This is a genomic window from Niameybacter massiliensis, assembly GCF_001282685.1.
GTDB lineage: Bacteria > Bacillota > Clostridia > Lachnospirales > Cellulosilyticaceae > Holtiella > Holtiella tumoricola.
In genome coordinates, this window is sequence record NZ_LN875035.1 from 2,600,277 (window position 1) to 2,613,907 (window position 13,631).

Below are 13,631 nucleotides of genomic sequence, written 5' to 3' on the forward strand. Positions count from 1 at the left end.
AAGCTTTGCCACAAAATAATAAGCCACCTTAAGCTCAGTCTTTGTGCAACGCACAGGGAGGAAAAGACTGTTCTTAGGGTGGCTTATTGTGTTTATTTACTTTATAATTTGATCAATTTCTTTTTTGACTTCATACATAATACGCTTACATTCTTCAAAATCCTCTTTATCTACAAGATGATAATCAGGTCCTGGATATCTTGTATCAAAATAGTAGTTGGTTAAGTAGGCTAAATCTTTCAAGTTAAGATGTAAACTCGGTAATGCCCCTTGTAATGCTCGGCCTAATGTTTTGAGCGAATGAGATCTTAAAACTTCTGTAATATTATCTTCCATATATACTTGTTCAATAACACTTTTTAGAAGTTTCTCTACAATCTGTTGGCAAAGTGCTGATGGCTGATTGTAATAGCCTGTATCTCCAATGGCTTCTAGATACGCTAGATCATTACAAGCTATTGCATAGTAACTATTGGCTTTCATTATTCTTCTCCTGTCTCCATAATATCTTTCTGTCTCTCATAATATTTTTACAAAATACACTATCTGTCTTATAAAAGTTTTCTTCACTCGCTATTAATAAATCTATACCCATCTCATAGGCTAACTCATAGAGTTCCCCTTTTTGTATACGCTGGGGCACTTTCTCATAAAGTACATACATATCAACATCACTGGTTGCTTTATATGTTTCTCTTGCGTAACTCCCATATATCCCAATTTCAATAGGATTCGTTGCAATTAATTCAGGTAATAGCTCTTTTATTTTTTTCTCTTGCTTCTCTCTAAGTTTCTCTTTAATATAGTCCATTTCATGTACTACTTGCATCCACCCCATCCTCTCATACACCTAGTAAAACTATAGTAATCTACCTTTTACTTTTAGTATACACAAAAAATCTTTCAAGTTACAAGGTTCTTTTAAATTCTTTGTTCAGCTACTGAGTTACACTAGCTTTACTTAGAACCTACGCAAAGGACCACTCTAGAAAGTCACTTATACGTTATAATCTTTGCCACAAAATAATAAGCCACCTTAAGCGCAGTCTTTGTGCAATGCACAGGGAGGAAAAGACTGTTCTTGGGGTGGCTTGTTATTGAATTTTTTTCCTTATCTCTAGCAACTCTTCTTTTATGCTTTCGTCTGTCACTTGTTTTTCTAATCCTTCAACAAGTTCACTTGCAAGGGCAACTTCATTCTTTTCTAATGCAACGAATATCTCCAATAGCATTATATTTTCTGTATATTTCCCCATACGCTTAAACTTCTCACATGTATTTTTGTTTTGTAAATACAGTGCTATTGCTTTATCATTTTGTTGTACATAGAAATAGCTTAGACATAGATTAAGCAACCATACAATTCGTATTTCATCTCTTAATTTCACTTTTGCTAAAGGTTCAAGGATTCCTATTGCCTTATCATACTGCTTTAAATCATAGTATCCTGCACTAAGATTAACATCAAGCACACTTCTAAGGGTCTTTCCTTTTGCTTTTTCTTTTATTTGTTCTATTTGTTCAATATACGCCTTACATTTCCCCTCTTTCAAAAGCCCAATTGCTTTTTGGATTTTCCTGCTATAGGACAGATTATAAAGTACATTAAATAGTACTGCCCCCACGATAACAAAAATCCCTATTATCCAATACCCTTTTCGAAAAATATCATCTGGAATAGAAAGGGTTTTTTGTATAATCAACATGAGTATTCCCAATACAAATCCTATACCTACTATTTTCATGATTCTTTTCATCACTTTCACTCCTTGCTGTATATATACTTTATATCATTATACAACAAGTTATAATTAAACTAAATTACATATATAACTATACCAAGCAATCACTAAGCTACCTTAAGCCACTCTCTGTATATTTAAAGTTTTTCAACTTCTTAAGATCCAAGACAAACTTCTACGAGAAACTTGTTTTAAAATTTTTTAACTTTTTTATAAAAATTGGGAGACTTTTAAAAAAATCCGTGTATAAGTATATATAGGGTAAAACAAATCGCCTTATACGGTATCCGATGGGACAAGTCCTAGGCCCCTTGAATCTAAGATACCTCTCTAAGATGAGCAAGTAACTTAAGTTCCTCTCCTCCCTAGACTTAATGGTACACCTCTTCTTAGAATCCCAGCTCTGTCGGTGGTGGCAACCCCAGAATGCTGGTCAATCTTTATAACTAAATAGTGGCTTTCGCCTTTCAAATCCTTTGTTCAACTACTAAGTTATACTAGCTCTTAGGAACGTATGAGGTAAATCCAGCGTACAGGCAGCTGGCCTTGGACACCTGGCATGATACATCCAATTGGGGATCCCTTTCACTGCAGGCACACCAACGCAGTTCGCTGTAGCCTGGTAAATCCAAGAGGACTTCGCTAATGCTAGCTTTACTTAGAACCTACCCAAAGGACTACTCTAGGAAGTCACTTACACGTTATAATCTTTGCCACAAAACAATAAGCCACCTTAAGTTCAGTCTTTGTGCAGTGCACAGGGAGGAAAAGACTGTTCTTAGGGTGGCTTATTGCGTTTTATAACGATTTATGCGTTCTAAAACTTATTGCTCATGTATCACTAATGCTTTAATATACTTTCTATCCTTACTGCCATCAAACGTTATGCTTAGGCTAGAAGATTCGTCTTTTGCTACTAATCCTACCTGATAGCCATCTGACTCAATAATTGTTAAAGGAATAATCGATTGAGTAGAAATAATATGATAGATTTCAGCTGCTTTAGTAGGTACTAAACTATTTAAAATTAAGTTTGCAAAGGCAAGGTTCTCTGGATTATTTTCATGTAGAGATAAGGTGACTAATTGCATTTCGGGCAACACTTGTGATAATGAAATTTGATAACGTTCCCCTTCATTGTTAATGGCACGTCTCAGATAAGTCATATTACCTGGCCCAAACTTTTCATAACCATTGCTCAACAATAAAGTAGAGACTTCTGATAAGGATATTTGTTTGCTCACAGTAGGTAATTGGATAGGCTCACTTGTTGTTGAGATATAAGCTGTTCTATTGGCATAGCCAATTTGTAATCCCAGTGCTTCAGCTACCACTTTAAGAGGAACATAAACTGTATTATGCTTCATTTCTGGCACACTTGATAATTGAATATAGCCTGTATTTGATTTTGCGTTGTGATAACCAACCTCAAGTTCAATATACTGGTCCCCTTTTGTAATTATCGCCTTTTCATGCACACCATCCCAGCTCACACTATACTTAAGCTTTCCTGATAAGATTCTTAGTGGAATCATAGTATTACCATTTTCACTGATATAGCCCTGCCCAATGATAGCCTGGTCAAGAGATACCTCTATAGGATTCTTTAAAGGCACCGCTTGCGTTTGAATAGGTATTAATACTAACATCAGTATTATGGTTAGATTAATCATATATTTTATTTGCTTCTTCATTCGAGTAAACTCCTTTGTCTTTTGTACATCGTTCCTATTTTACACTTCATATTGCTGAATAGATACTTTATAAGCAATCTACCTTTTTATGGTATGGCATTATACCCCTTAAATCGCTTCTTCTGTTTTACGCACTATGACATTCAGCCACTTTTCCTCACGATCAGGACGCTTATCTACAGTAATCCCTTGCTCTACTATCACTAACTCTGGGAAATGAGCTAATAACTTGGTAAAACGCTCTTCCGTATAGTCACTAAAGTAACGTCCATTGCGCTCCCCTTCAAATTCACCATATTTAAAAGAAGCATACAAAATGCCTTCATTCTTTAAGGCTCTAGATAAACGTCTAAAGACATCCACCATATCTTCTTCTGGTACATGAAGCAATGTAGCACAAGCCCATATGCCATCATAAAGATTTACATCTTCTATCTCTTGAAAAATCATCTGGCGAACTGGTTGTCCTATAAGCTCTGCTGTTTGGTTACACATAGCTTCCGAACCATCGATAGCACTTACTTTGTAGCCTGCTTCCTTGAAGGCAAGGCTATCACGACCTGAGCCACACCCTGCATCTAGGATGTGAGCTGCTTGTGGTAAGTAACTCAGGAACTTACTGCGTAGTTCTGACATATCTACGTTAAGTGTGCCTTCTATGAAGTCTTTGGCATTGGTATTGTAATAGTTTAAGGTTAATTCTTTCATTTTTGGAGCCCCCTTTTATTTTTATCTTCAAATTGTCTACGATAGTAATCTGCTACTCTATAGTCTATAATTTCTTTAAAATGTTTCTTGAAGTATGGATTCTTTAAATAAGGCTCGAGTATCTCATCTAAAGAAAGTAAATAATCTTCTTTAGCTTTAAAGAAGCCTCCTCCATTTTTTAAAAATGCATTAATAGGTTGATTAAGTACCTCTGTCTTCCATTCTTTTGACGTCCAAGTGCTATAGTGAGTCTTTTTATCCCCTTGTAAGAGATCACGATCATTAGACCCTTTTTTATAGAATGTTTTACATACTTCACTGGCTTCTTCTAATGTAATATCAAGGCGTATATCTCCGTTATTATAGAACGCAAGCAAAAGCGGCATCTTGTATGTCCGCTGCATGCCTGTAATACTCATTTGCTGTAAAAAGTCTCCTGCTCGTGTATCTATCAAAGCTATTTCTTCTTCACATAGTTCATCTTGTATCTTTAAAAAGGCCAAATAGTCTTTAAGAACTTTACTTCCCATCTTCTTGGTTAGCTCCGATGGGGTATGGATGAAAACTTCTTTTCTTGTAGGTCTTCCTCCCACTACACTTTTAATACGCTCATACTCCTCTATACATTTTTCTAGATCGTTTTGACTTTTCTTACCCATTTCTTTGAACAAGTCGATCAATCTAAAATCAAAATCCAAGATGCAATCTTCTGGTAGCTCTATGGTCTGAGGATTCATCTTTTTGATTTCGCTTTCCGTATAAGGGCGATTTCCTAATAAAAACGGGAAAATATTTGCCTTCTTATAATTACCAATAAAGTCTAAAACATTTAAGTACTCTTTACCTTTACACTTTCTTAATCCCCTTCCCAATTGTTGTAAGAATATTGTAGTCGATTGAGTCGGTCGTAAGAAAAGCACCATATCCACTTCTGGCACATCTACCCCTTCATTGAACATATCTACAGAGAAAATAATTTGAATTTCACCTCTTCTTAACTGTCCAATTGCCTCACTTCGTTCTGCTGTCTGTTCACCTTGTTCACCACTATAGACAGCTACAGCTTTTATACCCTGTTTATTGAAATAGTGCGCCATATATTCTGCATGAGATTTAGAGCTACAAAAGCCCATGGCACGTTTAGAACTATACTTTTGATAGTGTTTTAATATAAGTTCTGCACGCCTACTAATCATCAGTCCCGCATCCAATTGTTGCTTATCATACTTACTATTTTTATACTCTATTTCATCATAGTTTACTGTCTCATCATAAATTGCATAATATCTAAAAGGTACTAGCCAGCCCTTGTTAATAGCTTCTTGCAAACGTACCTCATAAACTAAATTGTCACCTGCAATTTCAAAAACATCTCCATTATCCATACGTTCCGGTGTAGCCGTTAAAAATAGCCAAAAAACTGGTGTAAAGTAATCTAATACACTAGTATATTGACGTGCTATTGCATGATGACATTCGTCAATAATAACATAATCAAACGCATCTGCTGCAAAGAACTCTTGATTTAAGTATTCATTCTTCCCTAAAGTCTGAACTAAAGCAAAAGTTACTTCTTTATCTACATCTTTCTTATTGCCATAAAAGAATCCTGTACTTTCTGTCTGTCGTACTTTTCTAAAGCTTTCTTCTGCCTGCTTTAAAATTTCTTCTCGATGTGCTACAAATAAAACACGTTTATAAGGCTTTGAATCAAATGCAGCAAGATAAGTCTTTCCTATACCCGTTGCCGCTACAACAAGTCCACGTTCCCAGCCTTCTTCTCTTGTATTCTTTAACGCATACAATGCTTCAATTTGTGCACCCCGTGGTTCATACAAGTCAATTACACTACGTTCACCTATCTCTTCCAATGCTTCTTGTGCAAGTTGCTGAGACTTTGAAAACAATTTAGGCTTTGTCCAACTTTTTGAATATGCCTCTAGTACCTCATCTGTTACAACTGTAGAGTGGCATTCAAAGAGATTTACGAATTCATTATAAAAATACTGAAAATCCTCTGGACTTTGTGACTTAGCAAAACGATAATTCCATTCTACAGAATTTGTTAATGCACCACGCGATATATTTGAAGAACCTACATAGATTTCACTATCTACTTGTCCATGAAAAAGATATGCCTTTGGATGAAATGATTTATTTTGTACATTGTACAATCTAAGATCCAACCGCTCTCCCAGAGCCTCACGAATTAAATATAATGCCGAAGGTTCTGTAATATGTAAATAGTTCCCTGTTAACAGACGAATCTTCACCCCACGGTTTATTGCTTCCTTTAAGTCTCCAAGAAGTAGCTTAACCCCTGATTCCATAAGAAAAGATACAATAATATCTATTGATTGCGCATTTTTCATACTCGTTTTAAGACGGTTATATAAGTGATCTGATTCTCCCGTAATGGCATTCACAAGACGGATAGAATCATCAATATGTTTACTTGTTTTATAAAGTAAGTCATGTTTAAGTTGTTCTGTATTGATAATGTTCACCCCTAAAAATTTGTGTATAGAGATAGTTTAACATAGAGTATTTAGAATTGGAAATTCCTAATGCCCATACATAAATATAAGAGTTACTAAATCTATATCATGCAATAACTCTTATATTTATATGTTACCTTTATTTTTTCTTTGCAGTTTTGTCAAGTTCCCTAACTATTTTAATATACATTCCGTTCTGCATTTATTTTATATCTTCTTGTTCCATCTATTAATTTATTAATCTACTGTTGCTCCATGCAATATAAGTCTTTATAAACTGAATCATTATATGATATAAACTTTTCTTTTGACTTTTCTACTATAATTTTTCCAAATATTTAGGTAAAATCCCAATACAGGAATAGAGTAGATTAAACATATGGTATTAGGATAAATAAACATAGGGTTTACTGATACCAAATCAGTAAGCCCTATTGTTATTACCACATTTATCCTACAAAATATAATTACTAGAACAATACATGCTATAATAAATTTATTAATAATAATTAGTAATATCTTTCATCTTCTAGATTAGCTTTCCTAACCTCTTTTTCAAATCATCCATCAGTTTTTCCCCAACGAACATAAACTTAGCATATTCTCTCGTAACAACATTAATCTCATCTTCCACACTCATTGCTTTTTCATCTTGATCTACGTCCTTAGGCTTTTTGTTATTGTGGCGCATACCAATCGCCATGAAAAGCATCATGTAAGTGTACATTTGTTTGTACAGGTCTTTCTCTACTTCGTCTGTGAGCGAGTCAATTTTCACTTTAAGCGCTGTATTATCTATATTAATATAATATGTTTCTGTTCCTAGGTCATTAACAAGCATGACTGCACTTTCTGCCTTCATACCTGATAGCCAGTTTTCCTCAGTTACTTCTCGATAATTTGGTAGGCCTATCTCATTTTTATTATTTCCTTTATCTTTTATCTTTCCTTGTACATCATCTTTCACATCAAGCAGGATAGTATATTCAAATGTCAATCCACCTTTGCAAGTAATTCTAAACTCAAGTGTCTTTTGCATAATCTTTTTGCCTGCCAGCTTATCATTAAAAATGAAAGTTGCCTTGCCGTTTTTAATGACTTTACTAAACTCACTGGTTTCTTTTCCATCTACCACAATAGTTACTTGGCCTTGATGATTCATTCTAGTGAAAAAATCTTCTTCTACATCCGTGACAAATCTTATACGAAAGCTTTTGTTGATCGCAGTTGGTTTAAGGTATTCATCATTTTCATTTTTTCTAAGCATAGGTTTGAAATACGTTGGCATATATTGAGTTTGAATAGACTCACGCTTACTGTTTTTGCGTGGTTCTCCACCTTGTACTGGATGTGGTACAGAAACTTCACCTTCTTCTCCCTCTTCTTGCTCCTCTTTTTTTACCTTATTGTTAAAAATATTATTGCCTAGCAGTAACTCACTGATAGTTGGGTCTTTTTCTACCCACTCCTTCATAATCTCTTTGATAGCTTCACTATCTTGTGGTTTAGTAGCATCTGCTTTTAAGATGTACTTTCTAAATTCACGTAGTTCTTCACTTTTAGAAATGAAATCCTTTAACTTTTGTTCTATGATCTTCTTAGGTTTTTTATCATAAAGACGCTCTCTATCTGTCGCAAAAAGATCACTTCTAAAACGTGTTGAAATGTTAGGAAACTCAATAATCATAATAATTAGATCTTGTATTGCTCCTAACCCCGCACCATTTAAGAAACGTCCTGTTAATCCCCCTTGGAACTGTTGACCTAAGCAAAATTTAACAGGCTTAGCGCCTTCCATAAGTTTTCCGGCATTAAGGTCAGAACTAGCTTTTTTATTACAGCAGTAAACCGTTACAACTACTTGCTGATCCTCTGCTTTAAAGTCAAAATTGAATTTGCTATGTACAAGTCCTTTTTCCTCTTCTTCATTATTTCTTAAATCTGCTTGAATAACCTTTTTAAATCCCCTGAAATAGAGGCTGTTACTACCTTTATTCTTTCTGCAATCTATAAATCGAATAGGTAAATAGGTATCATTAATATAAGCTGCTAAATCATATTTTACATTTCCATTTAAAGGTCCCTTTTTAGCCAATTTGTAATTATAAAGTTTTATTGCTGTTCCACTTTGAACTTGTTCTTCATATGGAATAAATCCTTTACAAGAGCCTTCATATTGTAAATACGTTTTGGAATCCTTATTACTTAATTCTTTTGGAAGTAAAGGAAGTGTTTCCTCTTCGATCATTAATATTTTTCCATTAGGTGCATAGTAAGTATATACAGGATCTTTAGCATTTTCTCTAATTTCTTTTCTAATTAGTGTCCATCCCCATTTATCTACTGTTTTTATATCTGTTGCTTGTTCTTTGGGTATATACCCGTTACGTTTACTAATCACCAAACAATAACCATTTTCACCACAATACATAAGTGCTCCACTTCCACCTTGATTATAATTTCCTTGTGTGAAAGGAATAGCACTTTTATTGCCTTTAAGTAACGATAAAATTGTATCTTCTAAACGAGACGGTTCCTGACCCTCTCCTCTATCAAAAATAATGAGGTTAGGATTATTACGACTTTGCTTTTCAGTTGGTTTACAATCTTTACTTGTTGCCATGAGTAATATATTTTGGCTTAATTCTCTTTCCTGCTCTTTTTCAATATTAGAAGTTTCGCCTTCTTTTATACCAAAAAATACCTCAAGCGCTTGCCTAGAACTTGAAGGTGCGTCTTTTCCTTTTGGATCAATGCCTTTTTCATAGCATTTTCTCATTAATACTGCATCTACTGAATTGGTAAACTTTTCAATTAATGCTCTTTCAGCATTTGAAGCTTGATTTCCTATGACACTAAAATTACTTTCATTCTCACCATATGGTTTCCAATCTTGTTCCTCATTCATATTTAATAACTCAATAAGCTTTGTTACTTCCTTCTCAGTTTCTGCTTGGTAAAATTTTATAAATAAATCTTTCGAGTTCATAATAATCCCATCCTTAAACTACTCTTTATTAAAATTATATTCTTCACTATGTAGAGCTATTCTCTTTATGATAGCTCTACCGAAGTCTATATCCCACATTACTGCCATACTTTAACATTTTAGGCGTAACTCTTTTTCTCCTCTTATACTTTCTTAATAACCCCCACCAATTTTCCCATTACCTTAAAGTCTCCTTCTGAGATCTGTATCGGTTCATACTCTGGATTTTCACTCATAAGTAGTATGCTATCTCCCATAGGTACCACTCTCTTAAGGGTTGTTGCACCATTATAGTACACTGCGCCTATATCGTTTGTATTAACCACTTGAGCATCATCTATAACAACCATATCTCCACTTTCTATTCCTGCACCAAGCATACTATCCCCTCGTACATTAAGAATGTAGAGCCCTGGTCTTTCTTTTGTCCATTCTTTTGGTAGTCTAAAGTTACCTTTGATCTCATCTACAATCTCTATAGGCATGCCTGCTGCAATATCTGAATAAATCTTAATATTCTGAAGTGTATCACCTGAAAATACACCATTTTCTGTTATAATCTCTGCTACATTAATATCTCTTTCAAATGGATAGTTCCTGTAAGTTCCTTTATCTACATAAATATAACGTTCCATCGTTGTTGGTAATAGTGTAATATCGCATACAGGAATATCCTTAATCTCATTAAATTGTTGGTCTAGGAATATAATTTCTTTCCCATTAGTCGCTATACCGTATGTGACATTGGATACGTTCATATAGGATTTGAGCTGAGCAACTGCTTCTTCTATAGCTACATTACGTTGTTTCACTTCTACAAATAAATGGGGCATCTGATTGTTACTATTGATAACAGCTATGTCCACTAAACCTACTTGTGAGAAGCTTCTAACAGGATACTCTACTTGTAACAATTCCTTTGGATAACCATAGTTATTGATTAGCTCTGCTAGCACCCATTGTCTAATACTTTCTTCTTGTTCATGCTTATTTTTAATCTTCTCTATAAATAAGTATTGCTCATAAGGCAGTTGATAAAAGGCATTCATACGGCTTCCATTTTGCATGGTCAAAAACTTTTTATCTATATCTTTAATAAACTTGGAAGCCTCCCCATATGAACATAAATATAGACTTTCTTGTGCTCTTGTCATCCCTACATAAAGCAATTTGCGATCCATTTTCTCTTCTTCTTTGGCTTCTTCCTCCGTTAATCCACTTTGAGTATATGGAATAATATTTTTATTAAGCTCTATTAAAATTACAATTTTAAACTCTAATCCTTTTACAGAGTGCATGGTTAGAAGTTTGATTTCTTCTTTTCCAAAATCTACTTCTTTGTTGTTTTTAAATAAGAGTGATGGCATATGCGCCTCGTCTAATACTTCTTGCAAAAGTTCTAATGCCTTATTCGTGCGACTCACAATAGCAATATCTTTTAAATTATAACTTTTCTTTAAGGCATTGATTAAACGAATGACATAGTTTGTTTGCTCTTTGCTTGATTCAAAATGTCTATAAACAGGGTATTCTCCATGTCTTTCTATAAGAGTTGGCTTTACAAAATTCTCATCTTCTACAATTTCTAGTTCTTTTGATAACAAGCTATATGCACATTGAGAAATCTCTGTTGTTGTACGATAATTTTTATTAAGTTTATAACCTTTTCCTGTCATATCATAGCCAATACTTTTAAAGGTGCGTCCTTTTGTCAGCCATGCATGAGGATAGATACTTTGAGCAACATCCATTAAAAACAAAATGGAGCTTTCTTCTTGCTCTGCCTTTAACGCACTAATAAGCTCTAGCTGAACCTTTGTTAAGTCTTGGGCTTCATCAATGATAATATGCTGATACCTTTCTTCCGCACCATGCTTCACAATGTATTTGAGTGCCATAATATTCGCTGTTAATCCATCCACTTGATTATTTTCAAAAAGCCTTCTATCTATTTCTTTTAGCAAGCTATAGATTGCCTCTCTGTTGGTAGATTGCTTATAAAGTTTGCTAGGTCCTTCTTCTTCACTCCCTAGAGAACGTCCTATTCTATCTGCATTTTGATAAGCTTCTAGCGTTGTATAACCACATCCTTTAATCCATGCAATTTCATCTTTCAAAAATTTAAAATGCTGGTTATTCAAAAACTTACAATTTGGATAGGCTTCCTTTACTGTAGCAATTGCTTCTTGTACCAAACTATTTGGTATTTGCCAAGCTATTGTTGCATTCTTTTGACTCAGTACATTGTACTTACTAAAATATTTTAAAGCTAATGCATCGATTGTTTTTACCTCTACATTTGGATCCTTACTTTCTTCTGTATCAAAAAGACTTATATTAACAGCTGTTTCCATCTTTTTATAAAGATACTCAATATATTTACTCAGTGAACGGTTATATGTAATAAACAAAATTTTATCTGATTCATAACAATAATTTTCAAGTAAATAAGTAATTCTTCTAACCCCTACAGTTGTTTTGCCTGATCCTGCAATGCCTCTAATAAGTGCATGTCCCATTGCTCCATTTTCGGCTAGCTTAAGCTGTTCTCTATTTAAGTGCACCCCTGATCTCCCCTTTTTAGACTAGTATTTAATATAATCATAATTATACCAAATATTTCGTCATTTATATATAAAACTATTTACTAAAAAGCACGTATTTTGCTTCTCTTAAATTTCTCTCTTATCTATTACTTGTAACCATTTCTACAATTTTTCACATTCACTCTTATTAACCTTCCACAAACTTAACTTTTCTTTCATTTTCTCCGACGGATTTCCCTCTCTAATTTGTATATATAGAGTGTAAGGGTTAAGCCTCACAGGTAACTTTGGTGGCCACCGACTTGTGCCTTAATCCTTACTTCTAAGAAAAGTTTAGATACGCTGTAGGATTCCTCCCTCTTGCCTATTGTTCGTCTTCTTTTCTTAGTAACCTTATCTATAGTGTCTGTGGCAAGCCTATTGATAAGATGCAACACCCTTAGTTTCAAACTTTGTATCACTTACTTTGTTTAATTACATATTTAGATTTCTATACTCTACTATGAGCTTTAAAGCAATCTCACGCTGCTATAACCTGTATGCATACGCTACAGTGATACGTATATCAAATACCTCTATCACCTAAGATTACCCATACGTCTTATAGAGATAAAGATCGCACACCAGCTCATGTAACCCTTTTAGATTTCTATCTATTTCCGAACGCCTTGTGTTACTGAACTTATAGAAACACTTTTGCCACACAGACAACAAGCTCACCTTGATCTACCTTATTTTAAGAGGGAGGGTAGACTCTAGGTGAGCTTGTTGTGTTGTTATAAAATTCATCTTGACATTTGTCCTATCATTCTTATTTTTCTCTGTATGACACCTACCTATTCCATCTCTTATTTGCACAATTTCCACTTACTTTAACTACTCATTTCCTATATGTTTTGCACAAAGATATTTTTATTTCTTATTTTTTTGAGGAAAATGGTGCCCTATTCCGTATATATATAAGTGAAAGGCAAAACAAAGCAAGTAACAAATGGGTGGCCACCTACTTGCTGTTTCCCTTTCCCTAAGAAAAGTTGGACAAGCTTTAGGGTTCCCTCCCTCTTACCTTTAGCACCTCCCTTTTCTTAATCAACTAAATCTACTTCATGGTGGTGGCAAGCCAGGTAGATTTGGGGCAATACCGCTTTGCATTGGCTTCGTGGTATCTTGTGTTACTTCCATTTAATCTTTGTACTTTCCTATGTATTTATTTCTAGCCACCCCCTGCATACTACAGGTTAATAACAATCTAACGTGTTATGTATATAAAGATACCTCTATCACTAAAGAAACCTTATTCACCTTATACCTATCAGGATTACACTAGAAGTTCATACCTATCTCAGTTACAAGCTTTAAGTTGAAGTAGATAAGTGCTGTGGACCTTGGAGTGCCTTGCCACTATGCAACAAGCCTACTTAAGTGCATCTCATGTTCAAGAGGGAGAGATACCT

The 13,631-nt window shown here is 34.5% G+C and carries 8 protein-coding genes; all 8 read right to left on the bottom strand.

Features of this window, described 5'->3' with window-relative positions:
- Window positions 1-96: 96 nt before the first annotated feature.
- A complete protein-coding gene (locus BN2390_RS17855; RefSeq protein ID WP_053985665.1) occupies window positions 97-483 on the bottom strand; it encodes a HEPN domain-containing protein in 387 nt (128 codons plus the stop codon).
- Complete coding sequence (locus BN2390_RS17860; protein ID WP_198524941.1) at window positions 470-829, bottom strand: nucleotidyltransferase family protein; 360 nt, start codon at window positions 827-829, stop codon at window positions 470-472. Before BN2390_RS17860 ends, BN2390_RS17855 begins: the two co-directional genes overlap by 14 nt.
- 265 nt (window positions 830-1,094) lie before the next feature.
- Window positions 1,095-1,757, bottom strand: coding sequence for a hypothetical protein (locus BN2390_RS17865; RefSeq protein ID WP_053985667.1), 663 nt, complete (start codon window positions 1,755-1,757; stop codon window positions 1,095-1,097).
- Window positions 1,758-2,566: 809 nt separating this feature from the next.
- The gene (locus tag BN2390_RS17870; protein WP_053985668.1) at window positions 2,567-3,436 is read right to left on the bottom strand and encodes a copper amine oxidase N-terminal domain-containing protein; all 870 of its coding nucleotides are present in this window, start codon (window positions 3,434-3,436) and stop codon (window positions 2,567-2,569) included.
- A 108-nt stretch (window positions 3,437-3,544) separates the two neighbouring features.
- Entirely contained in the window at window positions 3,545-4,144 is a 600-nt protein-coding gene (locus BN2390_RS17875; RefSeq protein ID WP_053985669.1) for a class I SAM-dependent methyltransferase, read from the bottom strand.
- Window positions 4,141-6,651 (bottom strand): DEAD/DEAH box helicase family protein, encoded by a 2,511-nt coding sequence (locus BN2390_RS17880; RefSeq protein WP_053985670.1) that lies wholly within the window; start codon window positions 6,649-6,651, stop codon window positions 4,141-4,143. Before BN2390_RS17880 ends, BN2390_RS17875 begins: the two co-directional genes overlap by 4 nt.
- 520 nt (window positions 6,652-7,171) lie before the next feature.
- Window positions 7,172-9,631: a hypothetical protein gene (locus BN2390_RS17885; protein ID WP_053985671.1), complete on the bottom strand. Its 2,460-nt coding sequence runs from the start codon at window positions 9,629-9,631 to the stop codon at window positions 7,172-7,174.
- Window positions 9,632-9,774: 143 nt separating this feature from the next.
- The gene (locus tag BN2390_RS17890) at window positions 9,775-12,195 is read right to left on the bottom strand and encodes a S24 family peptidase (RefSeq protein ID WP_053985672.1); all 2,421 of its coding nucleotides are present in this window, start codon (window positions 12,193-12,195) and stop codon (window positions 9,775-9,777) included.
- Between the last annotated feature and the right edge of the window lie 1,436 nt (window positions 12,196-13,631).

Excerpts from the sequence above, each read along its gene's own strand:
- BN2390_RS17860 (WP_198524941.1), bottom strand. The coding sequence starts at position 829 with ATGCAAGTAGTACATGAAATGGACTATATTAAAGAGAAACTTAGAGAG.
- BN2390_RS17855 (WP_053985665.1), bottom strand. The coding sequence starts at position 483 with ATGAAAGCCAATAGTTACTATGCAATAGCTTGTAATGATCTAGCGTAT.
- BN2390_RS17865 (WP_053985667.1), bottom strand. The coding sequence starts at position 1,757 with ATGAAAAGAATCATGAAAATAGTAGGTATAGGATTTGTATTGGGAATA.
- BN2390_RS17870 (WP_053985668.1), bottom strand. The coding sequence starts at position 3,436 with ATGAAGAAGCAAATAAAATATATGATTAATCTAACCATAATACTGATG.
- BN2390_RS17875 (WP_053985669.1), bottom strand. The coding sequence starts at position 4,144 with ATGAAAGAATTAACCTTAAACTATTACAATACCAATGCCAAAGACTTC.
- BN2390_RS17885 (WP_053985671.1), bottom strand. The coding sequence starts at position 9,631 with ATGAACTCGAAAGATTTATTTATAAAATTTTACCAAGCAGAAACTGAG.